The sequence below is a fragment of the Aromatoleum toluolicum genome, from assembly GCF_012911005.2.
GTDB lineage: Bacteria > Pseudomonadota > Gammaproteobacteria > Burkholderiales > Rhodocyclaceae > Aromatoleum > Aromatoleum toluolicum.
Window position 1 is genome coordinate 1 of the sequence record NZ_WTVS01000004.1, and the last position, 25,701, is coordinate 25,701.

Below are 25,701 nucleotides of genomic sequence, written 5' to 3' on the forward strand. Positions count from 1 at the left end.
ACCCCAACCCTCCCCTTGAAGGGGAGGGAGCACCGGTGCTGCGCTCAGCGGAACTGCGCGAAGTTCGGCGGACGCTTGTCGACGAAGGCCTGCTTGCCTTCGGCGCTCTCCTCGGTGCTGCCGAGGAGCTCCAGCGACACGGCCGCCATCTTCACGGCGCCGAAGATCTGCGCGCTGTCGGCGTTGAAGCCGTACTTCAGCGCTTTCAGCGCGGTCGGGCTCATTGCCGCGGCGTCCTTCGCCCAGGCCTTGGCCTCATCGAGGAGCTGTTCGCCCGGCACGACCTTGTTGACGAGGCCCCATTCGAGCGCCTGCTGCGCCGTGTATTGGCGGCAGAAGAACCAGATCTCGCGGGCGCGCTTCTCGCCGATCGTGCGCGCGAGGTACGCCGCGCCCCATCCGGCGTCGAAGGACGCAACGCGCGGACCCGCCTGGCCGAACTTCGCGTGCTCGGCCGCAATCGTCACGTCGCACAGCACGTGGATCACATGGCCACCGCCGATCGCATGGCCGTTGATCGCCGCGATCACCGGCTTCGGGATGTTGCGGATCACCGTGTGCAGCTCGTCGATTTCCCACAGCCCGTTTTCGCTGGTGCCGTAGCTGCCGGTCTCGTTGAAGATCTTCTGGTCGCCGCCGACGCAGAACGCGCGATTGCCGGCGGCGGTGAGGATCACCGCAGCGACGTCGCGCGAGGCCCACGCACGTTTGAACGCGTGGATCAGCTCCTCGATGGTACGGGCGCGGAAGGAATTGAGGCGGTCCGGGCGGTTGATCGTGATGATCGCGGCGGCATCGCTGATTTCGTAGCTGACGTCTTCGTAGTTCATGGTGTGTCTCCGTTTGAAAAATGCAGGTGTGGTACTCAGGAAAGAAGGATTCGGCCGGGGTCGAAGGCACGTACCGCGGCGAGTTCGGCCGCCGATGGCGGATCGATCCGGCGCAGGTCGGCGGCCACCTCGACCGGCCAGTCGCACAGCTCGCGGATCTCGCGCACCGCCTGCCGCTCGCCGCCCGCGTCGCTCATCACCGCGGCGATCTGCAGGTCGCCGCCGGGGCTTGTCGGCGCGAACCACGCGCGGTCGGTCGCAACCCCACGCAGCCGGTGCGCCGGGCTCGTGACGAAGGGCAGGCGATCGACGAGGCGCCCCGCGCGCAGCGGCATCACGACGATGCAGTCGCCGCCGCCGTTCACCAGGTCATTCGCGCCGCCCGAGCCGACGATCAGCTGCCCGTTCGCCGCACGCGACGAATTGATGCTGCCGCGCCGGTCGAGCTGGGCCGCGGCAAGGAAGACCAGCACCCGCTCGGCGCGCGGCCCGGCGAGTGCGCCGAGCATGCGCAGGAAGCTCGAATGCATGAGGCTCGAGCGCGCGTTGGGATAGTTGAAGAGATACGGGTCGCCCTTGAACGGCCGGAAACCGTACATACCAGTTTCGGCGACGAGTTCGACCGGCACCCCTGCCTCGCGGCAGCAGGCCTCGGCCGCCCACGCGGCGAGGTGCGACAGCCCGATGCCGGCGAAGAAGGCATCGTGCGAGCCCGATTTCGCCGCCGCGATGGCCTCGCGCATCGCGACCACCGCGGCGCACTCCTCGACCGTGACCTCGTCGGCCCGCACCGCCTCGGCCGCGGGCGGCGTCATGTCGTGCAAGGCGGCAAGCCGCTCACGCCCGACGCGCTCGAGGTAGCCCGCGTGATCGAGCCCGAACACCCACTCCTCGACCCACGCGCGCATCGCCGCGGGGTCGCGCGACAGGCTGCGCAGCTCCTGCCGCAGCGCGTAGTCCTCGGCATACGGCGCGACGCCGTCGGCCTCGTTCCACACGAACTGCGCCTGCGGATGCGCGCCGTAGGGCGCCTCGACCACCGCCGTCACGCAGTGTCCGGGCAGGCCCGGTCGCGGCCCGAGCGCGCGCAGGGCCTCGGGCGAGACGACGCGTTCGGCCGTGACGACCACGCGCCGCGCCGCGAGCGCGCCCCACAGCTCCTCGGCATCCGGCCCGTACACCACCGCGTTGCCGTCGGTGTCGGCAAGCGCGGCATGCACGAAGGCGACGTCCGGATTGAGCGGTGCGAGCAGCATCGCCTCGCCGTCGCCGAACGGATTGCGGATGCGGGCCCGCCCCTCGCCGCGTTCGAGATCGCTGCCGGCAAGACTCGCGGTCGGCACGAAGGGCCAGCCCAGCGCCCCCGCCATCAGCCGCAGCGTCATCGTCAGGTTGGTCCAGTGCGGATCGCTGTCGGCGTACTGCTCGAAATGCCGCACCAGGACCTTCGACGGCGACGGCGACGGATAGGTGTTGCCGGCGAAGGCGCTCTCCAGCGCGCCGACCGCGCCCGCCGCGCACAGCACGGTCGCGTACTCCAGCAGCCCGGTCGCCACCAGGCGCAGGCTGCCCTGGTCGCGAAACTGCCTTGCGACCTCCCACACCGCCGCGTGCGAACGGTTGTGCGAGAACACGAAGTGAATCGTGTCGCCCGCGCGAACGCATTCACCGATCGCGCTCGCGAGGCTGCGTTGTTTGCTGTGCGTCGTCATGGCCGCGGTCCCGGTTCGTGGGCTCAGCCGGCCATCGTCAGGCCGCCGCTGATGCTGATCACCTGGCCGGTGACGTAGCTGCAGCGGTCGCTGGCGAAGAAGGTCACGGCGTCGGCGACTTCCTCGGGCTTGGCGAGACGGCGGAACGGGATCGCGTTGATCAGCGCTTGCTGCGCCTTCTCGGTGTGGGTGCGGAAGAGCGGCGTGTCGGTCGGTCCGGGGCACACGCAATTGACGTTGATCGAATAGCGCGCCATCTCGCGGGCCAGCGACTTCGTGAAGGCGATCACGCCGCCCTTCGCGCCCGCATACACGCTCTCGCCGCCGCTGCCGACGCGGCCCGCGTCGCTCGCGATATTGACGATCTTCCCGCTGCCGGCCTCGGTCATCTTGTCGAGGAAGGCCCGCGTGAACTTCACGACGCCCATGAAGTTGATCGACATGATCTTGTCCCAGTATTCCGGGGTGTTCTTCACGAACGGCTCGATGATGTCCCAGCCGGCGCCATTGACGATGATGTCAGCCTTGCCGGCGCGCTGATGCACGACGTCGGCGTATTCCTTGATCGCCGAATCCTTCGTGATGTCGAGGAACACGAACTCGGCAGCGCCGCCGGCTGCGCGGATCTCGGCCGCGACCGCTTCGCCCTTGACGCCGTCGATGTCGCCGACGAATACGCGTGCGCCCGCCTTCGCGAGCTCGATGCAGGTGGCGCGGCCGATGCCCGAACCGCCGCCGGTGACGACTGCAACCTTGTTGGTGAGCTTCATGATGTGATCTCCGTGATTGAGGGGTGCTGCAAGTGGTGCAGGTGGAAGAGCGCGCGCCTCAGCGCCGCTGTGCGAAGAAAGCTTTCACGCGCGCCCGGGTGTCCTCGAGCGCCATCAGTCCGTGGGTGCCCTGTAGTTCGCCCTCGTAGCCGGCGCGCGACAGCGGCGCGACGCGGGCGATGCAGCGCTTCGAGACGAGCAGCGACGCGGCCGACAGGCTGCCGATGCGCTCGGCCAGTGCCGCCGCTTCATTGGCGAGCTCGGCGCCGGGCACCGCCCACTGCACCATCCCCAAGCGGCGGGCCTCGGCGCCATCGACGATGTCGCAGGCGAGGATGATTCGGCTGGCAGTGCCGGGGCCGCACAGGCGGGTCAGGCGTTGCGTGCCGCCCGCGCCGGGGATCAACCCGAGGCGCGCTTCGGGCAGGCCGAGCTTCGCGTCCTCGGCCGCGATCCGGAGGTCGAACGACAGCGCGAGTTCGAAGCCACCGCCGAAGGCCGTGCCGCCGATCTCGGCGAGCGTCACGCAGGGCAGGTTCTCGATGCGGTCGAAGAGGCGATGGAATTCGCGGATATCGCGCACCATCACGTTCGCGCCCTCCTCCATCGCGAAGCGCGTCTCGACCTGGGCGAGGTCCGCGCCTGCACAGAAGGCGCGCTGGTCACTGCGCACATGCAGCACGGCGACATCCGCGCGGCCTTCGATGTCGTCGAGCACGCGATCGAGGGCGGCGATGAAGTCGTTGTTGAGGGCATTGACCGGTGCGCGCTGCATCGTCACGCGCACGACGCGGCCGAGGTTTTCGACTTTGAACATTGTCAGGACTCCATGAGGTCTTTAAGTTCTTGGCGCAGCTTGAATTTCTGGATCTTTCCGCTCGGCGTCGTCGGCACCGCCTCGCGCAGCACGAGCTTTTCGGGCAACTTGAAGCGCGCGACGCCGCGGTCGATCAGGAAGCGCTTCATGTCCTCCAAATCGAGCCGCTGCCCGGGCTGGCAGACGACCACCGCGGCGCAGGTCTCGCCGAGACGGGGATGAGGGATGCCGACCACCGACACGGTCTGGCAGGCGGGGTGCTCGAGCAGGATGTCCTCGACCTCGCGGGCGGAGATGTTCTGGCCGCCGCGGATGATCATGTCCTTGATGCGGCCGACGATCCGCACCGAACCGTCGGCGCCGACCTGCGCGAGGTCGCCCGAGTGGTACCAGCCGTCAGCGTCGAGCGAACGCGCCGTCAGTTCCGGTTCGTCGAGATAGCCGATGAAGGTGTTCGGGCCGCGCGACCACTGCTCGCCCTCCTTGCCCGGCGCGAGTGGCCGGCCGTTTTCGTCGGCCGCACGCACCTCGATGCCCGGCAGCGTCCGCCCGTCAGCGAGCCACGCGCACTCGACCGGATCGTCCGGCCAGGTCACCGTGTGCGGCGGGCTCTCGGTCGAGCCGTAGATGCTCAGCACGCGCACGCCGACCGCCAGCGCGCGGCGCACGACGACCTCGGGGATCGGCGCGCCGCCACACAAGAAGTAGCGCAGATCGGGCAAGCGCCGGGCGCTCTTCTCCATCGCCTCGACGACGTCGCCGAGGAAGGGCGTCGCGCCCATCGTCCAGGTCGCGCGGCTCGACGCCATTTGCGCGAGCGCGTCCTCGCCGCTGAAGACGTCGAGCAGCGACACCGTCGAGCCGAGCATCAGCGTCATCAGGATGCCGTGCATGAAACCGCTGGTATGCGACACCGGCGACGCCATGAAGCAGATGTCGCGATCGGTGAGGCGCAGCGTTTCGGCGAGCGCCCGTTCGCCGTAGATCGCGGTGTTGTGCGTATGCACGACACCCTTCGGCTTCGACTCCGAGCCCGACGTGAAGAGCACCAGCGAGGGCTCGTCGGCGGCCGCGTAACGGTCGTTCGCGAGCCGCGGCCCGGCGACCGCTTCGGCGAACGGCGTACCCAGGTCCACCTTGCCCTCGCCGATCACGACGATCGCCGGCTTCACGACCAGCTCGTCGCGGATGCGGTCGAGATGCTCGGTGTAGTCAGCGCTGCGAAAGCGCCCCGGCACGACGACCGCCTTCGCGCCGCACTTGTTCATCACGAACGCGAGATCCTTCCAGCCGTAGGTCGGCGGCAGCGGGTTGATCACCGCGCCGAGCTTGAAGCTCGCGTAGGTCACGACGACCGTCTGCCACCAGTTCGGCAGGTGCATCGTCACTACGTCGCCGGCGCCGACACCGCGCGCCGCAAGGAAGCCAGCGAAGCGCGAGGCCAGGTCTTCCAATTCGCGGTAGGTGATCGCGTGGCCCGATGCATCCTGCACCGCGAGCTTGTCGGCGTGACGCTCGACGCTCGCGGCGATCAGCTGGCCGAGCGAGTTTTCCTGCCAGTGGCCCGCCGCGTAGTGGCGTGCAAGGGCCTCCCGTGAGGGCTTCATGTGAATCGTCATGGTGTTATCGCTCCGTGGCGGGACGTCCCGGGATCAGGCCCTGCACGGCGTCGAGCAGACCGCCGTCCGCGAGCAGGTTCTGACCGGTCATGTAGGTGGCGGCGTCGCTCAGCAGGAAGGCGACGACGCCGGCGATGTGCTCGGCGGGGTCGCCGATGCGGTGTAGCGGGATCAGCGCCTCGCGGCCCGCGCGGACCGCCGGATCCGCGTACACCCGCGCCGTCAGCGGCGTATGGATCAGGCCCGGCGACACCGCATTGACGCGGACGCCGTCGGCCGCCCATTCCTGCGCGAGCACGCGGATCAGCATCAGCAGCCCCGCCTTGCTCGGGCTGTAGGCGCCCATGCCCGGGTAGGGCTGCACGCCCGACATCGAGGCGACCGAGACGAAGCTCCCGCGGCTCTCGCGCAGCGCCGGATAAGCCGCCTTGGCAAGCAACCAGGGCGCGCGCAGATTCACGCCGAAGAGGAACTCCCAGTCCGCGAGTTCCATCTCGGCGAGCGTCGAGGGACGCGACACGCCGGCATTGCCGACCACCGCATCGAGCCCGCCGAGCGCTGCCTCGGCCTCGGCCACGAGCCGTGCGGGCGTCGCCGGGTCGGACAGGTCGCCCAGCAGCGGCACGACGCGGCCGCCGGCGCGGCCGGCCTCCTCGACGACCGCCGCCAACTCGTCGCCGTGCGCCGAGCCGCAGGCCGCGATCGTCGCCCCCTCGGCGGCGAGCCGCAGGCAGATCGCGCGGCCGATTCCCCGGCTGGCGCCGGTCAGCAAGACGCGTCTGGAAGTCGCCTTCGACATCACGCTTCCTCCATCAGAGCTTGCAGTTGCTGGGGGTCGCCGCGACGATCGAGGCATCGAACGCCGTCTCGATGACCGGGCGCAGCTCGCCGCCGACCCGCTTGACGCGGCCGAAGTAATTCGGCTTCACGAGCTGGTGGTCCTCGGCGCGCATCGTCGCCTGCCCCCAAACCGTCTCGAGCGTCGCGCCCTTCAAGGCTGCGGCGACCGCGGTCGGCTTGACGCTGTCGGCCTTGGCGACGCCCTGCAGGATCACCTGGATGCCGTTGTAGCCCGCGACTTCGTTCTCGTTCGGGTCACGACCGAACTTCTTGCGCCACGCTGCGACGTAGGCCTTGTTCTTCGGCGTGTCGATCTCGGGCGCGTAGTTCATCACGCCCCACACGCCGTCGGTCGCGCCCTCGGTCGCCTTGACGACGAAGTTCATGATGTAGGCGTGGCCGATGATGCGCTTCGAGGTCGTCAGTCCGAATTCCGCCGCCTGCTTCGCGAACGCGATCAGGTCGCGGCCGACAAGGGCGACCCACACCGCTTCGGCGCCGGAGTTCTTGAGCTGCGCGATGTAGGGCGCGAAGTCCTTCGTCCCGGTCGGGGCATAGAGCGTCACATCGACCTCCTTGCCGAGCTTCTGCACCGCCTTCGTGAAGGACTCCGCCGAATCGCGGCCCCACACGTAGTCGTTGGCGAGGATCGCGAAGCGCTTTTCCTTCGCGTTCTCCTTGAGCCAGGGCTGAACGATCGCGAGGTCCATCGCGTCCGAATGGTTGGCCTGGAACATCCGCGCGTTGCAGGCGTCGCCGGTGATACGGTCGGACTTGCTCAGCGTGCTGACGTACAGCGCGTCCCAGCGCTGCAGGTTCTGTCCGAGCGCGAGACTGATCGACGACGCGATCGGCCCGACGAGCAGGTTGTAGCCGCTGCGCGCGAATTTCTCCGCGACACGCCGGCCCGCCTCGGGCGTGCTCTCGTCGTCGCCGATCTGCACTTCGACGGGCCGCCCCGCCGCGCCCCCGGCGGCGTTCGCTTCGTCGACCGCGAACTGCATGCCGCGCAACGAATCCTCGCCCTGGGCGGTGAAGCCGCCCGACTGCGAATTCACGATGCCGATGCGCACCGGCTCCTTGGCCTGTGCGAGCGCGCTGCCGCACAGGGCGGCGAGCGCCGCGGCGACGAGAATGTGTCCGATTTTCCTTGTTTTCATGGTGTCTCCTTGAGCTCCTCTTAAACAACGATGTGTTTGTGCAACTGCTCGATATCGAGGCCTTCGAGTGCGCCTTCTTCGATGATCGAACCCTTCGCCATCACGTACAGGCGGCGCGCGACGCGCGTGATCAGGCTGAGGTTCTGTTCGATGAGCAGCAGCGCGGTGCCGGCATCCGCGAGCCGGTTGAAGATCACCGCGAGCTGATCGACGATGACCGGGGCGAGGCCCTCGCTCGGCTCGTCGAGCACCAGCAGCGAGGGGTTGGCCATCATTGCGCGGCCGATCGCGAGCATCTGCTGCTGCCCGCCGGAGAGCGCCGTGCCGGGGGTATGCGCGCGTTCGCGCAGGATCGGGAACAGCTCGTAGATGCTGGCGAGGTTCCACGGCCCCGGCCGTTTCACCGCACCGCCGAGCAGCAGGTTCTCCTCGATCGTCAGGTTCGCGATGATCCGGCGCCCCTGCGGCACCACCGCGATGCCGGCGCGCGCCGCGGTGTAGGTGCGCAGGCCCTGCTGCGCGCGGCCGTTGAACTGCATCGTCCCGCCGCGCAGCGACGCGAGATTGAGGATGGTATTGACCACCGTCGTCTTGCCGACGCCGTTGCGCCCGACCAGCGCCACCCGCTCGCCCGCCTCGACGTGCAGACTCACGTCGTGCAGCACGTGCGCCCGGCCGTAATAGGCGTTCACCGCCTCGAACTTGAGCAGTCTCGTCATGCCGCGCTCCCCAGATAGGCCTCGCGGACCTTCGGATGCGCGCGGACCTCGTCCGGCGTCCCTTCCGCGAGCAATTTGCCGGTCTCGAGCACCGTGATGCTGTCCGAGATCCCGAAAACCACTTCCATGTCGTGCTCCACCAGGAGCACCGACACGCCCCAGTTGCGCGCGAGATTGCGCAGGTGCCGCGCGAGCTTCATCGACTCCTCGACCGACAGCCCCGCCATCGGCTCGTCAAGCAGCAGCACACTGGGCCGGCCCACGAGCGCCAGCGCGATGTCGAGCCGGCGCTGGTCGCCGTAGCTGATCTCGTCGGCGACGCGGCCGGCGAGGCGGTCCAGACCCAGCTCGCGCATCACCTCGTCGGGGTCGGCGTCGGGGATCTTCGACGCCGCCAGTTCCATCTGCACGCCGATGCGCATACCCGGGAAGATGCTGGTGCGCTGGAAGGAACGCGACAGCCCGAGAAGCCGCCGCTCGACGACGCCGAGCGCCGTGATGTCGCTGCCCGCCAGATGCACGCTGCCCGCGGCGATCGCACGCCGTCCCGACAGCGCATCGATGAACGTCGACTTGCCCGCGCCGTTCGGCCCGATCAGGCCGCGAATCTCGCCCTGCGCGAGGTGCATCGACACCCCGTCGTTGGCCGTCACGCCACCGTAGCGCACCGACAAGTCCCGTGCTTCGAGTGCGTAGTTAGCGCTCATGCCAGCCTCCTCGCGGCGGCCCGCTGCAGGGACGTCGCCGCGCGCATCACGCCGCCGGCGATGCCGGCCGGCCACAGCACGATCACCGCGATCAGGCTCACGCCGAAGATGCTCATCCAGTGCGTGGTGTGCTCGCCGACGAAATCGCGGAACAGGTAATAGACGACCGCACCGACGGCCGGGCCCCACAGCGTGCGGCTGCCGCCGAGCACGACCATGATCAGCACCGTGCCGGACACCGACCAGTGCAGCGACTCGGGCGACACGAAGCCGGTGTAGAGCGCCGACAGCACGCCGCCGACCGCCGTCACCATCGCCGAGACCGCGAACACCGCGGCGCGCGGCAGCAGCGTGCGGAAACCGATGAAGCGCGCGCGCTCCTCGTTCTCGCGGATCGCCTCGGTCAGCGGGCCGAAGCCGGTGCGCAGCAGCAGCGCAAGCAGCAGCACCAGCGCGACGAGCACCAGCCAGCAGATCAGGAACATGCTCGACGGATTCTGGAAGCTCGCGAGCTCCATGCCGAACACCTGCGCCGGGAAGTTGATGTTCATCCCGTCGGCGCCGCCGGTGAAGCCCCGCGACTTCGACACCAGCACGTAGAAGCTCTGCCCGATCGCGAGCGTCAGCATGCCGAAGGCGATGCCCGGCACCCGCACGATCACCAGGGCCAGCCCGAACGCGAACATTCCGATCGCGGCCACCGTCAGCACCACCACCATGCCGACCGGCCAGCCCGTCAGGGTGACGGCCGCGCCGACGAGATAGCCCGCCATGCCGAAGAAGAGCGCGTGGCCGAAGCTCACCATGCCGTTCTGCTTGAGCAGGAAGCCGAGACCCAGCGCGAACACCGCGTAGATCGTCGCCTGGGTCAGCAGCGACATCAGCCCGTTCGACGTCACCGACATGTTCACCGTGAGGCCCACGGCCACCGCCGCCGCTGCCATCGCGCACAGGCGCATAACGCCCGGATTACGCTTGACTTGCGTGTCTTCCAACGCAGTCGCTGTGATGATCGCGCTCATACCCGGCTCCCGGAGAGGCCCGACGGACGCCAGATCAGCACCGCGGTCATCAGCGCGAAGGGCAGCAGCGCCGCGAGGTCGGGAAGATAGACGGCGCCGAGCGCCTGGACCTGGCCGAGGATCATCGCGGCGACGAACGCGCCGGCGAAGCTCCCGAGGCCGCCGATCACGACGACGACGAAGGAATCGATCAGGATGTCGCTGCCCATCGTCGGCGACAGCGACAGGAAGGGACCGGACACCACTCCGGCGAGCCCGGCGAGCGCCGCGCCCACTGCGACGACGCCACCCGACAGCCGGTCGGTATTGACCCCCTGCATCGCGGTCGTCACCGGGTCGGTGCTCGCGCCGCGGATGAAGAGGCCGATCCGGCTGTAGCGCAGCCACCCGACGAGGCAGGCCGCGACGAGCGCGCCGACCGCGACGATCGCCAGCCGATACACCGGGAAGGGCGAACCGAACAGGTCGACCGTGCCCTGCAGCGCCTCGGGCGCTGCCAGCGAATAGCTCTGCTTGCCCCATATCGACTGGACGACGTCCTCGAACACCAGCAGCAGCCCGAAGGTCACCAGCATCACCGTCAGCGGATCGCGGTCCTGCAGCAGGCGGAAGCCGAAGCGGTCGAGGCAGAAGCCCACCGCCGCCAGCGCCGCGACCGCCGCCAGCAGCCCGCCGCCGAAGCCGAACTGCAGCGAGGCCGCATAGGCGATGTAGGCGCCGAGCATGAACAGCGAGCCGTGCGCGAAATTGACGACCCGCCGCAGGCCGTAGATCAGCACCAGGCCGGACGCCACGATCATCAGCAGCGAGCCGTACACCAGGCCATTGAGAATCTGGATCGCGATCATTTCGTGCCCGTCCTCCGTTCCGGTTGCTGGTAATGACTCCATCCGGCGGGGGTCATCAGCGCGTTCAGGAAGAGGTCCAGCCCTTCCTCGATGTAATCCTCCAGGGTCACGAACTGCTGCAGCCGCCACGCCTTGAGCGCCCAGCCGTGGGCGAGCAGCACGATGCGATAGGTCAGCAGCTCGATATTCACCGGCCGGAAGTAGCCGGCCGCGAGGCACTCTTCGATGCGGTCGATGATCAGACGGTTGGTCTCGAGCTCCATGCGCTTGATCACCGCCTGGTACTCGGGGTTGAGCGACTTCGTCTCGCGATATGCGAGCAGCGTCGCGTGCGGCTTGTCGCCGATCACCCGGCAGTAGGCGCGCACCGTCGCGCAGAAGCGCTCGACCGGCCCGTCGGCGTTCTCCAGCGCCAGCGGAATCTCGTGCAGGTAGGACGTGAGGACGTTCTCGAGCACCAGGAAGAGCACGTCCTCCTTGCTGCGCACGTACGAATAGATGAGCCCGGTGCTGAGGCCGGCGCCCTGTGTGATCTCCCGGATGGTGGTCTTGTGGTAACCCTTGCGTGCAAACAGCTCGCCGGCTGCCTTCACGAACTGGCTGCGCCGCATCTCCACCAGGGCCGGATCGTCAACGTTACTGACTACACTCGGCTGCATTTTTGGTCTCCTCCTCGCCGCTAAATCTGTTGTCCAGCGTTCAATTGGACGTTCATTCAGTGGAGACGATTCTGAGGGGGGACCTTCAACGGGAAAGTGCAGATTCGGGCGAAAAGCAGGACAATTCGTGCATCAGAACAGGAGGGACGAATGAAACGCAGCATCCCGAACTACGCGCTGTACGGCGACCAGGCCCAGCCCGGGTGGATCGACTCCTTCAACATCGAGTGGATTCCGCAGCGATCGAAACCCTATAACTGGCATATCCGTCCCCACATCCACGACGCGTTCCTGCAGATCCTGTACCTGCAGAGCGGGGGAATGGAGCTGCTGCTGAACGACGTGAAGTGGTCGGCGGTGGCGCCCTGCCTCGCGGTGATCCCGGCACAAACCGTGCACGGCATCGATTTCATACCCGATACCGACGGGCCCGCGGTGACGGCCGCGCAGAAGCAGCTCGAGTCGATGGCGAGCCTCGTGATGCCCGAACTGCTGCAGGTGATCCGCACGCCGGCGGTGATCGCGATGCCGGCAGAGAACTCGCATTCCGCGTCGCTGATGACGCTCTTCCGCGAGGTCGAGCGCGAATGGCGAATGCACGCCGTGGGGCAAAGCGCGGCGGGAATGTCGCTGCTGATCACCGTGCTCGTGCAGATCGCACGGATCGGCAACGCGCTGGGCCCGACACCGACGGTATCGAACCCGCGCAAGGCTGGCCAGGTGGAGAAATTCCGCACCCTGGTCGACAAGAACTTCCGCAAGCGGCTACCGATCGAGGCCTATGCGCAGGAGCTTGGCGTCACCCCCGGCCAGCTGTCGCGACTGTGCCGCGACGTGCTTGGCGTGTCGGCGCTCAACGTCATCAACGCGCGTATCGTGCACGAGGCGCAGCGCGAACTGGTCTACGGTGGTACCAGCGTCAAGCAGATCGCTGCCACCCTCGGTTTTGCGGACGAAGACTATTTCGGGCGCTTCTTTCGCAAACAAACCGGAATTGGCCCGAAAATGTTCCGCGATCAGGCGCGAGCGAAGCTGATCGACGGCGAGAGGCATCCACAGGTGGCAAGGCCGCCGGGATTCTAGCGCCCCCGACCCAGGCCCGGATGTATCAACTCTTCGGCAAGCGTGGCCCCACTGCTCGGCGAATTGAACTCACCCCCCCTTGAATTGCGCCGAGATGCGCTCCATCACCGTGTGATGGTTGGCGTGTGCTGCAAGGTTGTAGGCCGTCAGATTTGCCGCGCGGATGAACGCACGTTCGACCTGTCCGGCGGCGACATCGATGTCGATGATGTTGATGCAGGCGGGTTCCTGCTCGAAGGCTTTCAGGCCGTGCAGCGACGCCCCGACGACATGGCTCAGGATGACGCGATTGACCGCGTCGTGGGCGACCACCAGCAGGTTGGCCCAGTCGTCCGCCCGCACGAGTTCGAGCCAAACTTCGAGCACGCGCCGCTCGAAGTCCGCCCAGGATTCGCCGCCGATGAAGCTCGCGCCCGGCTCGGGGGCCCGCTCGTAGGCGCGGGTGATGATCTCGTCGCGCCGCTGCGGCGGAACCTCAGCGAGGCGGCCGGCGCGGATTTCCTTCAGGCGCGGCTCCTCGCGCACCGGCAGGGTCCGCCCGTCCAGCACCAGGCTCGCCGTGCGGGCGGTGCGCGGCATGCCGGAGATGAGCGCGCCGTCGAACGGAATCTCCCGCAGCAGCGCGCCCGCCGCGCGAGCCTGCTCGCACCCGTGCTCGGTGAGGGTCACGTGGCGCGGGTCGATGGGGCGCCCGGCGGCATCGAAGTACTGCACCTCGCCGTGGCGCATCAGATAGACGCGTCGGCGACGATCCGTGCCCGCCAGGCGGCTCATCAGCCCTGCTCCCCGAGATATTTCGGGTTGCTTTCCATGACCTTGGTGCGGATGGTTTCCAGCAGATGCTGCCGCGCCGCATCGCGCCACGCACCGGCGTCGCCCCGACCGGCACGGATCGCGTGCGCGAACTCGCGGTCGAGTTCCGTAAGCCGCCGCCGCAGTTCGGCCCCGCCGGCCGGTTCGTCGCGCCCGGCGTGACCCAGCAAGGACTGCAGCGATCTCAGTTCCCTGCGCTCGCCATCCTCGCCGTTCTTCAGCTGGCGCATCGCGATGATCATGGCGTTGGCGATCATCAGCGCGGCGTGCTTCCGCTCGGGCGGCAGCGCGGGCAGGATCTCTTCCCGCAACACGTTCCGCGCGGTCTCGAGCAGTTGTTCGCCGATCGGTTCGTCGCGCATCAGCGGGCCTCCGTCATGGTCAGGATTTCGTATTCGAGTTCCGGTACGATGTGGCCGGTCAGCGCGAGCATCAGCGAGGTCTCCTCGCCGGAGAGGTGACGCTCGGCCTGCTGCACGGCGATCACGGCCCAGTTCAGATGCGCCATCACTTCCCAGTAGTGGATGTCCTCGTCCTCGAGGCGGCGCCCGGTGACGGCTGCATAGCCGCGATAGAAGTCCTCGCGCGCCCCCACTCCGCCCGCCTCGCCCTTGCCGCCGAAACGCCAGCACTTGGCGCAGAACCAGCCGACATCCTCGAGCGGGTCGCCCCAGCCGGAGAACTCCCAGTCGAGGATGGCGGTGAGACCGTTCTCGTCCACCATGTAGTTGCCAGTGCGGAAATCGCGATGGCACAGGACGAGCTCGCCGCGCTCGGGCGCATTGATTTCGAGCCAGCGCAGGCCCCATTCCAGCGCGGGGTGGGCGGTGCGATGGCCGTCGAGGAAGCGGCGCAGCCGTGCGACGTGCTGCAGCGCGGGCGACGAGCCCGGGGACGGCAGGAACGCGAGATCCTCGCGCGGCGGACGGATCGAATGGATGCGGCCGAGCTCGGCGCCGAGGCGTTCGAGCAGCACGCGGCGGTCACCGCCCAGCTTCGCGTCGCGCACGACGACGTGGGAGGCCGCAACGCCGCCGACGAAGCGCATCACGAAGAACTGCTTGCCGATGAGGCTCGCGTCGCGGCACAGCCACAGCGGCTCCGGCACCGTCACGCCAGCGGCGTGGGCGGCCTTGAGGAGCGCGAACTCCTCGGCGCGGCAGTGGCTGCCGGATACTCCCGACGGCGCGTCGGTGCGCACGACGAGCTTCAGTTCGGGGGCGAACGCGCCGCCCGCGACCTCGGCCTGGATGAACCAGTTTTCCTGGATCGAGCCCCCCGAGAGGAGCTTCGCTTCCGCGATCGATACCCGGTCGGCACCAGCCTCCCGTCGAATGAATTCTTCCAGCGCGCCGCGCATCTGTTCGTTCATGTTCTGCACACTCGTCCGTGGTTCGGAAATGCGTTCGCCCGGCGCATCACACTTCGCGCGCGATGCCCTTGATGACCCGCTTCGCGATGCTCCAGCGGTGCACCTCGGACGGGCCGTCGTAGATGCGGAACGCCCGCATGTCGGCGAAGATTTGCGCCACCGTGGTCTCGCGCGTCACGCCCTGCCCGCCGAGGATCTGCACGCAGCGGTCGACGACGCGCCAGCAGGCTTCCGAGACCAGGACCTTGGACATGCTCGAGTCGTGGATCGCGAGGTGCCCCTTGTCGAGCACCCAGGCGGTGTGCCAGATCGCCAGGCGCGCCGAGTGGATGTCCATCTCGTTGTCCGCGAGCATGAAGCCGACGCCCTCGTGGCTGCCCAGCGGCTTGCCGAAGGCGTGGCGTCGACGGGCGTAGTCGGTGGCGATATCGTGGGCGCGGCGTGCGGCGCCGAGCCAGCGCATGCAGTGCGTGAGGCGCGCCGGCGACAGGCGGACCTGCGCGTACTTGAAGCCCTCGCCGAGCTCGCCGAGGATGTTCGCGGCGGGCACGCGGACGTCGTCCAGGCGCACGACGCCGTGTCCGCCGGGGAAACAGGTGTCGAGGGTGTCCATCGAGCGCTCGACGACGAAGCCGGGCACGTCGGTGTCCGACAGGAACATCGTGGCGCGCCCGTCCTCGAGCTTGGCCATGATGATCGCGAACGCGGCGCCGTCGGCACCGGTGGTGAACCATTTGCGCCCGTTGATGACGTAGTCGTCACCGTCGCGCACCGCGGTGGTCTGCAGCATCGAGGGGTCGGAGCCGGCGCCGGGGGTCGGTTCGGTCATGCAGAAGCACGAGCGCACCTTGCCGGCGGCGAGCGGGCGCAGCCAGCGCTCCTTGTGCTCGGGCCGGGCGACGACCTCCATCAGGTGCATGTTGCCCTCGTCCGGCGCCGCAATGTTGAGCGCAACGGGACCGAGCAGCGAGTATCCGGCCTCCTCGAAGAACACCGCCTTCGCGCGGTGATCGAGGCCCAGGCCGCCGAATTCCTTCGACACGTGCGCGGACAGCAGCTCCGCCGAGCGCGCCTTGGCGATCAGTTCCGCACGCAGCTCCTCACTCGGCCCGTGCGCGGTCCGGCGCGGGTCGCGCTCGTAGGGAATGATTTCCTCCGCGATGAAGCGGCGCACCTTCTGCTGCAGTGCCGACAGTTCTTCCGACAGATCAAAGTTCATGCTTGGCTGACTCCCGCGAGATGGTTCGCCGATTTCAGGCGTAGTTGAAGAAGCCGCGGCCGCTCTTGCGCCCGAGGAAGCCGGCGTCGACCATTTCCTTGAGCAGCGGCGCGGGTCGGTACTTGGGATCATTGAAACCGGCGTGGAACATCTCCATCACCGACAGCATCGTGTCGAGGCCGATGAGGTCGGCGAGCGCCAGCGGGCCGATGGGCTGGTTGCAGCCGAGCTTCATGCCGGCGTCGATGTCCTCGGCCGAGGCGAGCCCTTCCTGCAGCGCGAACACCGCCTCGTTGATCATCGGGCACAGGATGCGGTTCACCGCGAAGCCCGGGCTGTTCTTCGCGACGATAGCGGTCTTGCCGATCGCAGCGACGAATCCCCGCGCGGCGTCCACGCTCGCGGGCGAGGTGCACAGTCCCGGCACCAGCTCGACCAGCGCCATCAGCGGCACCGGGTTGAAGAAGTGCATGCCGACGAAGCGCTCGGGGCGTTTCGTCGCCGCCGCGAGGCGCGTGATCGACATCGACGAGGTGTTGGTGGCGATCAGCGCGTCCGGGCCGACGACCGCGTCGACCTGGGCGAGGATCTTCAGCTTGAGCGCCTCGTTCTCGGTCGCCGCCTCGATCACGAGGTCGACCCGCGCGAGGTCCGCGTAATCGGTCGTGCCGCGGATGCGGTCCAGGTATTCGTCCTTCTGCGCGGCCGTGAGCTGCCCCTTCTTGATCAGGCGGTCGAGGCTACCGGAGATCGTCGCGATCCCCTTGCCCACCGCATCGGCCGAAATGTCGACCATGACGACGGACAATCCCGCCGCCGCGCACACCTGGGCAATGCCGTTGCCCATCGTTCCCGCCCCGAGGACGCCTACCGTGCTGATACCCATGCTTCGCTCCCGCTCTGAATGCTGAAAATGTCCCGGCCGCGCGCGTCTTACAGCCGCTCGAAAATCGCCGCGATGCCCTGTCCGCCGCCGATGCACATCGTCACCAGCGCGTAGCGCCCGCCGGTGCGGTGCAGTTCGTAGATCGCCTTGGTCGTGATGATTGCGCCGGTCGCGCCGACCGGATGGCCGAGGGAGATGCCCGATCCGTTCGGGTTGACCTTGCGCGGATCGAGACCCAGTTCGCGCGTCACGGCGCAGGCCTGCGCCGCGAAGGCCTCGTTCGATTCGATGACGTCGAGGTCCTCGACCTTGAGGCCGGTGCGCTCGAGCACCAGGCGCGTCGCCGGCACCGGGCCGATACCCATGTACAGCGGTTCGACACCGGCGTGGGCGTAGCCCACCAGGCGTGCGAGCGGCTTCAGGCCGAGCGCCGCCGCACGGCCCGCTTCCGCGAGCACCACCGCGGCCGCGCCGTCGTTGAGGCCGGAGGCGTTGCCCGCCGTGACCGTGCCGCCCTCCTTGCGGAAGGCCGGCTTCATCGCTGCGAGCGATTCGAGCGTCGCGCCGGAGCGCACGTGCTCGTCGGTGTCGAAGCGCGCGATGCCGTTCTTCGTCTTCACTTCGACGGGGACGATCTGATCCCTGAAATAGCCCTCGACGATGGCGACCGAGGCCCGGCGCTGGCTTTCCAGCGCGAGCGCATCCTGCATCTCGCGCGTGATGCCGTAGCGCTCGGCGACGTTCTCGGCGGTGATACCCATGTGCACCGACTTCCACGGATCGTGCAGGATGCCGTTCATGTAATCGACGAGACGCGCATCGAGCATGCGCGCGCCCCAGCGCAGGTTCGGCACGGTGTAGGGACCGCGCGACATCGACTCTGCACCGGCGCCGATCGCGAGGTCGCAGTCGCCGAGGCGGATCGCCTGCGCCGCCGAGACGATGGCCTGCAGGCCCGAGCCGCACAGGCGATTGACGTTGAACGCCGGGACCGTCTCGGGGATGCCCGAATCGATCGCGGCGACGCGGCTCAGGTAGGCGTCGCGCGGCTCGGTCGGAATGACGTTGCCCATCACGACATGCCCGATCGCGTCCGGCGCCGCGCCGGAACGCTGCAGCGCGGCCTTCACCGCGATCGTGGCCAATTCGGTGAGCGGAATGTCCTTCAGGGTTCCGCCATACGTTCCGATGGGAGTCCGTGCAGCTCCCAGCACGACAACTTCACGCTGCGACATCGCTTTCAACGCCTCTTAAAGGTTATCCGTGGATTCCATGTGTCGTTCCCGCATCCGCTTGGGCACATCCGGCCCGACCGGTCGGTCGAGCAAATACTAAAACATCGGCGCGCGGACAACAAGCCGTTTATGAAGACCGCCTTCGGCCCGACACGCGAACCCGGTCCGGTTACACCCGGATAGCCTTGATTGCGCCGCTCTCGACGAGCGACCGGGAAAAAGAAAAGCCGTCCGGCAGACTGAGGTCGCCGGACGGCAAAAAGCTTCGACGCAGGTTGCGTGGAGAGAGGAGGCGCAATCGTCGAAGTGAGACACCACAAAAAAGAGCAGAGGAGCATTCGCGCACCACCGCCAACCGGTCGGGCCTCGCTTGACACCCGACCGGTCGGTCGATACGCTTGAGCCGAATGTTAAGTGAGTCGATCACGGATGACAAGCCCCCCACCGACACAGCACGACGACGAGGCGGCAGGAACATCCGGTTCCCAGGAGATCCCGATGCAGGAACTGGCCGGACGCGTTGCGGTGATCACAGGCGCTGCCAGCGGCATCGGCGCGGCCATAGCGCGGCGCTTCGCCCGCGCAGGCATGAAGATCGTCGCCGCGGACGTCGACGAGGCGGCGCTTGCTGCGGTGTGCAAGGAACTCGTCGATGCGGGCCACAGCGCGATCGGGGTGCGTACCGACGTCGCCAACGCGGCAGCGGTCGAGGCGCTTGCCGAGCGCGCATATGCGGTCTTCGGTGCCGTCCATCTGCTGTGCAACAACGCGGGCGTGGTCCCGTCCGGGCGCTACCGGGCGGTGTGGGAATTTCCGCTCGAAGACTGGCACTGGTCGCTCGACGTGAATCTCTACGGCGTCATCCACGGCCTGCGCAGCTTCATCCCCCGCATGCTGGACGCGGGCGAGGAAGGCCACGTGCTGACGACGGCCTCGGTCGCCGGGCTGATCAGCGGCTCGGGCTCGGCGGTCTACAGCGCGGCCAAGCACGCCGCGGTGCGGGTAACGGAGGCCTTGTACGCGTCGCTGCGCGAACGCAATGCGCCGATCGGCGTGAGCCTGCTCTGCCCGGGGCTCGTGAACACTCGCATCTACGAGTCCGAGCGCAATCGCCCGGACGGCCTGCGCCCGACGGACGGCGCGGCGCCGGAGACCGCGGAGCTGCAGGCGGTCGCGGCGAGCCTGTATGCGGGAGCGATGTCTCCCGAGGAAGTCGCGGAGATCGCCTGCCAGGCCGTGCTCGACGACCGCCTCTACGTGCTCACCACCGACAGCTTCGATGACGCGATCCGCGAGCGCATGGAGGCCATCCTCGAACGCCGCAATCCGCAGTTCGCGACCCTGCTCGCGCTGAGCCGGCGCGACGTCGGCGAGCGGGAGTCGGCGTGATGAGCGGGCGTCTGGCACGCAAGGTCGCGCTAGTGACCGGCGCAGCCTCCGGCATCGGACTCGCGACCGCACGACGTTTCGCGGCGGAAGGCGCCGAAGTTGCGCTCGCCGACCGCAACGCGAACGGCCTCGCCTCGATCGAGGCGGAACTGCGCAGCGGCGGCGGCAACCCGCTCGCGATCACGATGAACGTCACGCAGGAGGCCGACTGGAACCGCGCGATCGACGCCGTCACGGCGAACTTCGGGGGCCTCGACATCCTCGTGAACAACGCCGGGTTTGGCCGCTTCCGCTCGATCGCCGACACCACCCTCGCCGAATGGCGCGCGACGCTCGCGGTGAACCTCGACAGCGTGTTCCTCGGCACCCGCCATGCGCTGCCGCTGCTCACACGCTCGGGCCGCGGGGCGATCGTCAACATGTCGTCGATCCGCGGGCTCGTCGCCGGGCCGAACGCGGGCGCGTACAGCGCGGCCAAGGCCGGTGTGCGCCTGTTCACGAAGGTCACCGCGCTCGAATGCGCCGCGGCCGGCAACGGCGTGCGGGCGAACTCGGTGCATCCCGGCCACGTCGAGACGCCGCTGACCGCGCCGGCCTACGCAAACCCGGAGCTCGCACGCGAGTTCCTCGCCGAAACGCCGCTCGCGCGCTTCGCCCGGCCCGAGGAAATCGCCGATCTCGTCGTGTATCTCGCGAGCGACGAAGCCGCCTATGTCACCGGCGCCGAATTCACCATCGACGGGGGCCTGACCGCGCGTTAGACCAACCAGCCCCCTCCCCTCCTCCTCCATTCACGACAAGGGAACCGAACATGCCCCACCCCGTTCTTGCCAGTCCGGACCTGATCCGGTTCGAAGGCGACACGCCCCATCTCGTCGGCAGCCGCTGCGACGAATGCGGCGAGCTGTACTTCCCCGCCACCGACAGCTGCACACGCTGCACCGCGACGCGTATGAGCCCGCACGACCTCGGCCGCCGCGGCACGCTGTGGTCGTGGACGATCCAAGGCTTCCTGCCCAAGGCACCCTACGACAGCGGCGAAACGCCCGAGACCTTCCGGCCCTATGGCGTCGGCTACGTCCAGATGGAGAGCGGCCTCAAGGTCGAGTCGCGCCTGACCGTCGCCGACGAAACGCAGCTGCAGATCGGCATGCCGCTCGAACTGACCCTGATCCCCTATCGCACGACCGGCGACGGCGAGGTGTTCACCTTCGCCTTCCGCCCGTCCGCATCCGCCTGAAGAGGAATTCACCCATGGCTCAAGACGTCGCCATCATCGGCATCGGCCTGCACCCCTTCGGCCGCCACGACACACTCACCGGCCGAGCCCAGGGGGCGATCGCGCTACGCGCCGCACTCAAGGATGCCGGCATCGGCTGGGAGTCGGTCGGCATCGCCTACGGCGGCAGCCACGACGCCGGCAACGCCGACGCGCTGTGCAACGATCTCGGCCTCACCGGCCTGCCCTTCATCAACGTCGCCAACGGCTGCGCCACCGGCGGCAGCGCGCTGGCAAGCGCGGTCGCGGCGATCCGCTCGGGCAGCGCGGAGTTTGCGGTCGCGGTCGGCTTCGACAAGCACCCGCGCGGCGCCTTCAATCCGCATCCGCGCGACTGGGGTCTGCCCGACTGGTATGGCGAGACGGGCCTGATGCTGACCACCCAGTTCTTCGCGCTGAAGACGCGGCGCTACATGCACGAGCACGGCATCACCGAGGACTCGCTCGTGCGCGTCGCCCAACGTGCCTTCCGCAACGGCGCACTGAACCCGCAGGCGTGGCGGCGGCGCGAGATGAGCTATGCGGAGATCGCCGAATCGATGCCGGTGAACCTGCCGCTGCGCCAGTACATGTTCTGCAATCCGGCCGAAGGCGGCGCGGCGCTCGTGCTGTGCCCGGCGGAAGTCGCGAAGCGCTACCACCCCAAGCCGATCATCGTGAAAGCGGCCGTCGTGCGCACGCGCCACCACGGCTCCTTCGAGGTCTTCAGCCCTGCGCTCGCCGCGCAGCAGGCGCCCGCCCCGACCGTTACCGCCTCGCGCGCGGCCTTCGAACAGGCCGGTGTCGGCCCGCGCGACATCGACGTGCTGCAGCTGCAGGACACCGACTCGGGGAGCGAGATCATCCACATGGCGGAAAACGGCTTCTGCGAGCACGGCGAACAGGAGCGGCTGCTGCGCGACGGCGAAACCGAGATCGGTGGGCGGCTGCCGATCAACACCGACGGCGGCTGCCTCGCCAACGGCGAGCCGATCGGCGCTTCGGGCCTGCGCCAGGTGATCGAGATCTGCACGCAGCTGCGCCAGGAAGCGGGCGCGCGGCAGGTGCCCGGCACTCCGCGGCTCGGCTACACCCACGTCTATGGCGCGCCGGGGGTCAGCGGCGTGACGATCCTGCAGCGGTAGGCGCGCGCGGTGCTGTGGCGCAGGCAAATGGCGGACATCCCCTTCGAGGGGATCTACCGCCGCCAGATCGACCTCGATGCCCCCGACGCGCAGACCGTCGTCGGGTGGCTCGAGGACGAGTCGCACCACTTCGGGCTCACGCTCGTGCATGACGGCGCGCGCGTCCGCGAAGTGCGCATGACTTCGCCGCGCTACCCGTGGACGACCTGCGCGGAGGCAGGCGAGCCACTGCAGGCGCTGGTCGGCCAGCCGCTCGTCGCGCGGGCCTCGCAGCTCGGCACGCTGGTCGACATGCGCCTGCAATGCACGCATCTCTTCGACCTCGCGAGCCTGATGGTCGCCCACGCGCATGCGGGCCGCGGCCATCGCCGCTACCACGGCACGGTCGAGCCGCTCGCCGCCGTCGTGCCCGGCGCCCCCGACGGCGCACAGCGCGCGACGCTGCAGTGCGATGGCGCCGTCGTGCTGCAGTGGGATCTCCACGACGACCGCATCATGGCGCCGGACGCGCACGCCGGGCGCACGATCTACCACGGCTTCCGCGAGTGGACCGAATCGCTCGACGCCGAGGAGGCCGAGCAGGCCCTCGTGCTGCGCCGCGTCGCGTTCGTGTCGAACGGGCGGCGGATCACGATCGAACACCTCGGCTCGGCCGCCGAACTAGGCCAGGCTGCCGTGTGCCATTCCTTCCAGCCGGCGCAGCGCGAACACGCGATTCCGATCCCGAACTCGCGCCGGCGCTACGACACCACCCCTGGGGACATGCTCGCGCTGGTGCGCCAGCATCCCTGAACCCGACCACAGGAGATAGCGGGCGATGCAGAACTACATCGATTTCACCGACAAGGTCGTGCTGATAACAGGCGCCAGCCGCGGGCTGGGTCGGGCGATGGCGCTCGGTTTTGCCGAATGCGGCGCCAACATCGTCGCAACGAGCCGTTCGGCGGAGAGCTGCGCCGAGGTCGTCGCCGAAGTCGAGCGCCTGGGTCGCCGTGCGGTCGCCATCGGCTGCCACGTCGGCAAATGGGACGATCTGCCGCGGCTCGTCGAAGGCGCGCTGGAGGCCTTCGGCCGCATCGACGTGCTCGTCAACAACGCGGGCATCGCGCCGGTCGCCGAATCGTCGGCCGCGGTAAGCGAGGAGCTGTTCGACAAGATCATGGCGGTGAACCTCAAGGGCCCCTTCCGCCTCTCCGCGCTGGTCGCCGGGCACATGCGCGCGAACGGCGGCGGAGCCATCATCAATATCACCAGCACCGCGGCGATCCGGCCGGAGCCGGTCTATCCGGTGTATGCCGCGGCAAAGGGCGCGCTCAACATCGTCACGCGCTCGCAGGCGATGGAGTTCGGGCCTACGGTGCGCGTCAACGCGATCATGGCCGGTCCGTTCTGGACGGACATCTCGCGCAGCTGGCGCGAGGACTACGATCGCAACGCGCCGTCGGCGGCGAAGCGCATTGGCCGGCCGGAGGAGATCGTGTCGAGCGCGCTCTATCTCGCGAGTCCGCGCTCGAGCTACACGACCGGGGCGATCATTCAGCTGGACGGGGGGATCCCGTAAGGCGCAGCGTCACCAGGGCGGCAGCCCCCAGCAGCACGTAGGCCGCCAGCAGCGGCCGCACGCTGCCGTCGAAGCACTGTCCCACGACGCCTCCCAGCGCCGCGCCGACCGTGACCGATACGAAGCCGTACATCGACGACGCGGTGCCGGCGATATGGCCCAGCGGGTTCATCGACATCGCGGTGAGGTTCGGCAGCAGCAGCCCGAATGCGAACATGTTGCAGGCCTGCACGACGAGGAACAGGGCCAGCGGGACCGCTCCGGTAACGGCGAGCGCGAACGCGGCCGCATTGATGGCGACGACACCGCACAGCATGCGCCGGATCAATGCCGCACTGCCGACGCGGCGCACGAGGCGCGCGTTGGCCAGCGACGCAGCGGACATCGCCAGCGAGACGGCCGCGAGCAGCAGCGTGAACCCGAGTCCGGCGCCGAAGGTGATCTGGAAGATCGCCTGCGCGGACGACAGGAAACCGAGATGGGCGCCCATCACGAGGCCGCATACGAGCATGCTGACGATGGCTTCGCGCGTGCCGACGACAGTACGGTAATCGGCGGCCACCGCTCGCAGCGAGATTGACCCGCGCGGCCCGCCCGGCACCGATTCCTCCAGCCGCAGCACGACCCACACGAGCATGCAGGCGGCGACCAGGCCGACCGCGGCCATCAACCAGCGCCAGGACCCGGCGAGCAGGATCAGTTGCCCCAGCATCGGCGCGACGATTGGCTCCAGCAGCACGACAGACATCGCGAGCGACATCACCCGCGCCATCTGCGGCCCGGAATGGTGGTCGCGCACGATCGAGAAGGTCACGACCCGCTGCGCGCCGGCGCCGATGCCCTGCAGCAGGCGCGCCGCGAGCAGGGTGCGGAAATCCGGCGCAATGGAGGCCAGCACGCTACCGGCGAGGAAGATCAGCAGTCCCGCGATCAGCACCGGCCGGCGACCGTAGCAGTCGCTCAGTGGCCCCAGCACCAGTTGCGGAAAGCCGACGCCCAGCAGATAGATGGCGATCACCGCCTGGCTGGGGTTGGTGCCCCCGAGCCCGAACTCATTCCCGATCGGCAGCAGCGCCGGCAGGACCATGTCGACGGCGACCGCACCGACGACGAGGCTCAGCGCGACGAAGGCGACGAACTCGACCGGTCCCATTGCCCGCGGGCCGATTGCGAGCTCGCACTGGCCGACTTCGTCGCCGCTCGTCACCTAGTTACCGCGGAATTCCGGCTTGCGCCGGCCGAGGAAGGCCGCCACCGCCTCGGCAAAATCCTGCGACGCAGCGCCCGCGACGAAGGCCTTGCGCTCGGCTTCGAGCTGCGTGGCAAGGTCGTTTTCGAGCGAGGCATTGAAAAGCCGCTTGGTGCGGCCGAACGCGCCGGTGGCCTGCCCGGCGAGGCGCTGCGCGAGTGCCATCGCCTCGTCCTCCAGCGCGGCGTCGGCGACGACCTTGCTGACCAGCCCCAGTTCGAGGGCACGCGCAGCGTCGATGCGCTCATCCAGCAGCGCGATCTCCATCGCCTTGCGCACGCCCACGAGACGCGGCAGCGTGTGGCTGCCGCCGCCATCGGGCGACGCCGCGATCTGGCAGTACGCGAGCTTGCAGTTCGTCGTGTCGCTCGCGATGACGAGGTCGCACGCACACATCAGCGAGAAGCCGAAACCGGCCGCCGCGCCACGCACCGCGCCGATCACCGGCTTGGCCATCGTGCGCAGGCTGTTCACCGCGGCGCTGACGTCGGCGATCAGCGCACCGAGATGCGCATCCCGTTCGGCCGGCGGCAGCTCCAGCCACTCCGCGAAGCAGCGGATGTCACCGCCGGCCATGAAGTGCGGCCCGGCGCCGGTGACGATCACGCAGCGCACCGCCGGGTCCTCGGCCACCTCCGCGGCGACGCGGGAAAATTCGCGTGCCATGTCCGGTCCGATCGCGTTCAGCGCCTCGGGCGCATTGAGCACGATGCGCGCAACTGCGCCCTGCCGTTCGACCAATACCTTCGCCGTCATTGCCTAGTCCTTGGTTATCCGTTCATCGGACC

The 25,701-nt window shown here is 68.4% G+C and carries 27 protein-coding genes; 7 read left to right on the plus strand and 20 right to left on the minus strand.

Features of this window, described 5'->3' with window-relative positions; genetic code table 11:
* Positions 1 to 44 precede the first annotated feature (44 nt).
* From GPA27_RS02820 to GPA27_RS02875, 12 genes are read right to left on the minus strand one after another with little or no spacing between them, the layout of a single operon-like run.
* On the minus strand, positions 45 to 830 hold the full coding sequence (locus tag GPA27_RS02820; RefSeq protein ID WP_169137633.1) for an enoyl-CoA hydratase-related protein: 786 nt from the start codon (positions 828 to 830) through the stop codon (positions 45 to 47).
* 35 nt (positions 831 to 865) lie between these two features.
* Positions 866 to 2,542 carry a CoA-transferase gene (locus GPA27_RS02825; protein WP_169137635.1) on the minus strand — a complete coding sequence of 559 codons (1,677 nt, stop codon included), beginning with the start codon at positions 2,540 to 2,542 and terminating at the stop codon, positions 866 to 868.
* A gap of 23 nt (positions 2,543 to 2,565) precedes the next feature.
* Positions 2,566 to 3,312 carry an SDR family NAD(P)-dependent oxidoreductase gene (locus GPA27_RS02830; RefSeq protein WP_169137637.1) on the minus strand — a complete coding sequence of 249 codons (747 nt, stop codon included), beginning with the start codon at positions 3,310 to 3,312 and terminating at the stop codon, positions 2,566 to 2,568.
* A gap of 58 nt (positions 3,313 to 3,370) precedes the next feature.
* Positions 3,371 to 4,129, minus strand: a complete 759-nt coding sequence (locus tag GPA27_RS02835) for an enoyl-CoA hydratase/isomerase family protein (RefSeq protein WP_169137639.1) — start codon at positions 4,127 to 4,129, stop codon at positions 3,371 to 3,373.
* A gap of 2 nt (positions 4,130 to 4,131) precedes the next feature.
* Positions 4,132 to 5,748 carry an AMP-binding protein gene (locus tag GPA27_RS02840; protein ID WP_169137641.1) on the minus strand — a complete coding sequence of 539 codons (1,617 nt, stop codon included), beginning with the start codon at positions 5,746 to 5,748 and terminating at the stop codon, positions 4,132 to 4,134.
* A 4-nt stretch (positions 5,749 to 5,752) separates the two neighbouring features.
* Complete coding sequence (locus GPA27_RS02845) at positions 5,753 to 6,547, minus strand: SDR family NAD(P)-dependent oxidoreductase (RefSeq protein WP_169137643.1); 795 nt, start codon at positions 6,545 to 6,547, stop codon at positions 5,753 to 5,755.
* 13 nt (positions 6,548 to 6,560) lie between these two features.
* Entirely contained in the window at positions 6,561 to 7,748 is a 1,188-nt protein-coding gene (locus GPA27_RS02850) for an ABC transporter substrate-binding protein (protein ID WP_169137645.1), read from the minus strand.
* Between the two features lie 20 nt (positions 7,749 to 7,768).
* The gene (locus GPA27_RS02855) at positions 7,769 to 8,467 is read right to left on the minus strand and encodes an ABC transporter ATP-binding protein (protein ID WP_169137647.1); all 699 of its coding nucleotides are present in this window, start codon (positions 8,465 to 8,467) and stop codon (positions 7,769 to 7,771) included.
* The gene (locus GPA27_RS02860; RefSeq protein WP_169137649.1) at positions 8,464 to 9,174 is read right to left on the minus strand and encodes an ABC transporter ATP-binding protein; all 711 of its coding nucleotides are present in this window, start codon (positions 9,172 to 9,174) and stop codon (positions 8,464 to 8,466) included. The genes GPA27_RS02855 and GPA27_RS02860 overlap by 4 nt, the downstream gene beginning before the upstream one ends.
* Positions 9,171 to 10,196 carry a branched-chain amino acid ABC transporter permease gene (locus GPA27_RS02865; protein WP_169137651.1) on the minus strand — a complete coding sequence of 342 codons (1,026 nt, stop codon included), beginning with the start codon at positions 10,194 to 10,196 and terminating at the stop codon, positions 9,171 to 9,173. Before GPA27_RS02865 ends, GPA27_RS02860 begins: the two co-directional genes overlap by 4 nt.
* The gene (locus GPA27_RS02870; protein ID WP_169137653.1) at positions 10,193 to 11,044 is read right to left on the minus strand and encodes a branched-chain amino acid ABC transporter permease; all 852 of its coding nucleotides are present in this window, start codon (positions 11,042 to 11,044) and stop codon (positions 10,193 to 10,195) included. The genes GPA27_RS02865 and GPA27_RS02870 overlap by 4 nt, the downstream gene beginning before the upstream one ends.
* Positions 11,041 to 11,703, minus strand: a complete 663-nt coding sequence (locus tag GPA27_RS02875; protein ID WP_169137655.1) for a TetR/AcrR family transcriptional regulator — start codon at positions 11,701 to 11,703, stop codon at positions 11,041 to 11,043. The genes GPA27_RS02870 and GPA27_RS02875 overlap by 4 nt, the downstream gene beginning before the upstream one ends.
* Before the next feature lie 150 nt (positions 11,704 to 11,853).
* On the opposite strand from GPA27_RS02875, the gene GPA27_RS02880 reads away from it, so the two are divergent.
* Positions 11,854 to 12,786, plus strand: a complete 933-nt coding sequence (locus GPA27_RS02880; protein WP_169137657.1) for a helix-turn-helix domain-containing protein — start codon at positions 11,854 to 11,856, stop codon at positions 12,784 to 12,786.
* A gap of 69 nt (positions 12,787 to 12,855) precedes the next feature.
* On the opposite strand, the gene GPA27_RS02885 is transcribed toward GPA27_RS02880, so the two are convergent.
* Genes GPA27_RS02885 through GPA27_RS02910 form a run of 6 tightly spaced genes read right to left on the minus strand, consistent with a single transcriptional unit; the run spans position 12,856 to position 18,311 of the window.
* Positions 12,856 to 13,560 (minus strand): histidine phosphatase family protein, encoded by a 705-nt coding sequence (locus GPA27_RS02885; protein ID WP_169137659.1) that lies wholly within the window; start codon positions 13,558 to 13,560, stop codon positions 12,856 to 12,858.
* On the minus strand, positions 13,560 to 13,961 hold the full coding sequence (locus GPA27_RS02890) for a DUF6285 domain-containing protein (protein WP_169137661.1): 402 nt from the start codon (positions 13,959 to 13,961) through the stop codon (positions 13,560 to 13,562). The genes GPA27_RS02885 and GPA27_RS02890 overlap by 1 nt, the downstream gene beginning before the upstream one ends.
* A complete protein-coding gene (locus GPA27_RS02895) occupies positions 13,961 to 14,971 on the minus strand; it encodes a phosphotransferase family protein (RefSeq protein ID WP_169137663.1) in 1,011 nt (336 codons plus the stop codon). The genes GPA27_RS02890 and GPA27_RS02895 overlap by 1 nt, the downstream gene beginning before the upstream one ends.
* Positions 14,972 to 15,017: 46 nt before the next feature.
* Complete coding sequence (locus tag GPA27_RS02900) at positions 15,018 to 16,190, minus strand: acyl-CoA dehydrogenase family protein (protein WP_169137665.1); 1,173 nt, start codon at positions 16,188 to 16,190, stop codon at positions 15,018 to 15,020.
* A 34-nt stretch (positions 16,191 to 16,224) separates the two neighbouring features.
* Positions 16,225 to 17,076 (minus strand): 3-hydroxybutyryl-CoA dehydrogenase, encoded by an 852-nt coding sequence (locus GPA27_RS02905; protein ID WP_169137667.1) that lies wholly within the window; start codon positions 17,074 to 17,076, stop codon positions 16,225 to 16,227.
* 47 nt (positions 17,077 to 17,123) lie between these two features.
* The gene (locus GPA27_RS02910; RefSeq protein WP_169137669.1) at positions 17,124 to 18,311 is read right to left on the minus strand and encodes an acetyl-CoA C-acyltransferase family protein; all 1,188 of its coding nucleotides are present in this window, start codon (positions 18,309 to 18,311) and stop codon (positions 17,124 to 17,126) included.
* A gap of 498 nt (positions 18,312 to 18,809) precedes the next feature.
* Between GPA27_RS02910 and GPA27_RS02915 the strand changes: the two genes are divergently transcribed.
* Genes GPA27_RS02915 through GPA27_RS02940 form a run of 6 tightly spaced genes read left to right on the plus strand, consistent with a single transcriptional unit; the run spans position 18,810 to position 23,664 of the window.
* Positions 18,810 to 19,700, plus strand: coding sequence for an SDR family NAD(P)-dependent oxidoreductase (locus GPA27_RS02915; RefSeq protein WP_169137671.1), 891 nt, complete (start codon positions 18,810 to 18,812; stop codon positions 19,698 to 19,700).
* On the plus strand, positions 19,700 to 20,461 hold the full coding sequence (locus tag GPA27_RS02920) for an SDR family NAD(P)-dependent oxidoreductase (RefSeq protein WP_169137673.1): 762 nt from the start codon (positions 19,700 to 19,702) through the stop codon (positions 20,459 to 20,461). Before GPA27_RS02915 ends, GPA27_RS02920 begins: the two co-directional genes overlap by 1 nt.
* Positions 20,462 to 20,511: 50 nt before the next feature.
* A complete protein-coding gene (locus GPA27_RS02925) occupies positions 20,512 to 20,940 on the plus strand; it encodes a Zn-ribbon domain-containing OB-fold protein (protein WP_169137675.1) in 429 nt (142 codons plus the stop codon).
* A 14-nt stretch (positions 20,941 to 20,954) separates the two neighbouring features.
* On the plus strand, positions 20,955 to 22,103 hold the full coding sequence (locus GPA27_RS02930; protein WP_169137677.1) for a thiolase family protein: 1,149 nt from the start codon (positions 20,955 to 20,957) through the stop codon (positions 22,101 to 22,103).
* A 27-nt stretch (positions 22,104 to 22,130) separates the two neighbouring features.
* Positions 22,131 to 22,895, plus strand: a complete 765-nt coding sequence (locus tag GPA27_RS02935; protein ID WP_169137679.1) for a DUF2889 domain-containing protein — start codon at positions 22,131 to 22,133, stop codon at positions 22,893 to 22,895.
* Between the two features lie 25 nt (positions 22,896 to 22,920).
* Positions 22,921 to 23,664, plus strand: coding sequence for an SDR family NAD(P)-dependent oxidoreductase (locus GPA27_RS02940; RefSeq protein ID WP_169137681.1), 744 nt, complete (start codon positions 22,921 to 22,923; stop codon positions 23,662 to 23,664).
* Here GPA27_RS02940 and GPA27_RS02945 read toward each other — a convergent pair.
* A complete protein-coding gene (locus GPA27_RS02945; RefSeq protein WP_256222753.1) occupies positions 23,636 to 24,871 on the minus strand; it encodes a multidrug effflux MFS transporter in 1,236 nt (411 codons plus the stop codon). The genes GPA27_RS02940 and GPA27_RS02945 overlap by 29 nt on opposite strands.
* A complete protein-coding gene (locus tag GPA27_RS02950) occupies positions 24,872 to 25,669 on the minus strand; it encodes an enoyl-CoA hydratase/isomerase family protein (protein WP_169137683.1) in 798 nt (265 codons plus the stop codon).
* Positions 25,670 to 25,701: the final 32 nt, after the last annotated feature.

Excerpts from the sequence above, each read along its gene's own strand:
- GPA27_RS02880 (WP_169137657.1), top strand. The coding sequence starts at position 11,854 with ATGAAACGCAGCATCCCGAACTACGCGCTGTACGGCGACCAGGCCCAG.
- GPA27_RS02840 (WP_169137641.1), bottom strand. The coding sequence starts at position 5,748 with ATGACGATTCACATGAAGCCCTCACGGGAGGCCCTTGCACGCCACTAC.
- GPA27_RS02885 (WP_169137659.1), bottom strand. The coding sequence starts at position 13,560 with ATGAGCCGCCTGGCGGGCACGGATCGTCGCCGACGCGTCTATCTGATG.
- GPA27_RS02870 (WP_169137653.1), bottom strand. The coding sequence starts at position 11,044 with ATGATCGCGATCCAGATTCTCAATGGCCTGGTGTACGGCTCGCTGCTG.
- GPA27_RS02910 (WP_169137669.1), bottom strand. The coding sequence starts at position 18,311 with ATGTCGCAGCGTGAAGTTGTCGTGCTGGGAGCTGCACGGACTCCCATC.
- GPA27_RS02935 (WP_169137679.1), top strand. The coding sequence starts at position 22,131 with ATGGCGGACATCCCCTTCGAGGGGATCTACCGCCGCCAGATCGACCTC.
- GPA27_RS02920 (WP_169137673.1), top strand. The coding sequence starts at position 19,700 with ATGAGCGGGCGTCTGGCACGCAAGGTCGCGCTAGTGACCGGCGCAGCC.
- GPA27_RS02845 (WP_169137643.1), bottom strand. The coding sequence starts at position 6,547 with ATGTCGAAGGCGACTTCCAGACGCGTCTTGCTGACCGGCGCCAGCCGG.
- GPA27_RS02925 (WP_169137675.1), top strand. The coding sequence starts at position 20,512 with ATGCCCCACCCCGTTCTTGCCAGTCCGGACCTGATCCGGTTCGAAGGC.
- GPA27_RS02820 (WP_169137633.1), bottom strand. The coding sequence starts at position 830 with ATGAACTACGAAGACGTCAGCTACGAAATCAGCGATGCCGCCGCGATC.
- GPA27_RS02830 (WP_169137637.1), bottom strand. The coding sequence starts at position 3,312 with ATGAAGCTCACCAACAAGGTTGCAGTCGTCACCGGCGGCGGTTCGGGC.
- GPA27_RS02855 (WP_169137647.1), bottom strand. The coding sequence starts at position 8,467 with ATGACGAGACTGCTCAAGTTCGAGGCGGTGAACGCCTATTACGGCCGG.
- GPA27_RS02825 (WP_169137635.1), bottom strand. The coding sequence starts at position 2,542 with ATGACGACGCACAGCAAACAACGCAGCCTCGCGAGCGCGATCGGTGAA.
- GPA27_RS02950 (WP_169137683.1), bottom strand. The coding sequence starts at position 25,669 with ATGACGGCGAAGGTATTGGTCGAACGGCAGGGCGCAGTTGCGCGCATC.
- GPA27_RS02850 (WP_169137645.1), bottom strand. The coding sequence starts at position 7,748 with ATGAAAACAAGGAAAATCGGACACATTCTCGTCGCCGCGGCGCTCGCC.
- GPA27_RS02890 (WP_169137661.1), bottom strand. The coding sequence starts at position 13,961 with ATGCGCGACGAACCGATCGGCGAACAACTGCTCGAGACCGCGCGGAAC.
- GPA27_RS02860 (WP_169137649.1), bottom strand. The coding sequence starts at position 9,174 with ATGAGCGCTAACTACGCACTCGAAGCACGGGACTTGTCGGTGCGCTAC.
- GPA27_RS02915 (WP_169137671.1), top strand. The coding sequence starts at position 18,810 with ATGCAGGAACTGGCCGGACGCGTTGCGGTGATCACAGGCGCTGCCAGC.
- GPA27_RS02940 (WP_169137681.1), top strand. The coding sequence starts at position 22,921 with ATGCAGAACTACATCGATTTCACCGACAAGGTCGTGCTGATAACAGGC.
- GPA27_RS02875 (WP_169137655.1), bottom strand. The coding sequence starts at position 11,703 with ATGCAGCCGAGTGTAGTCAGTAACGTTGACGATCCGGCCCTGGTGGAG.
- GPA27_RS02900 (WP_169137665.1), bottom strand. The coding sequence starts at position 16,190 with ATGAACTTTGATCTGTCGGAAGAACTGTCGGCACTGCAGCAGAAGGTG.
- GPA27_RS02865 (WP_169137651.1), bottom strand. The coding sequence starts at position 10,196 with ATGAGCGCGATCATCACAGCGACTGCGTTGGAAGACACGCAAGTCAAG.
- GPA27_RS02905 (WP_169137667.1), bottom strand. The coding sequence starts at position 17,076 with ATGGGTATCAGCACGGTAGGCGTCCTCGGGGCGGGAACGATGGGCAAC.
- GPA27_RS02930 (WP_169137677.1), top strand. The coding sequence starts at position 20,955 with ATGGCTCAAGACGTCGCCATCATCGGCATCGGCCTGCACCCCTTCGGC.
- GPA27_RS02895 (WP_169137663.1), bottom strand. The coding sequence starts at position 14,971 with ATGAACGAACAGATGCGCGGCGCGCTGGAAGAATTCATTCGACGGGAG.
- GPA27_RS02835 (WP_169137639.1), bottom strand. The coding sequence starts at position 4,129 with ATGTTCAAAGTCGAAAACCTCGGCCGCGTCGTGCGCGTGACGATGCAG.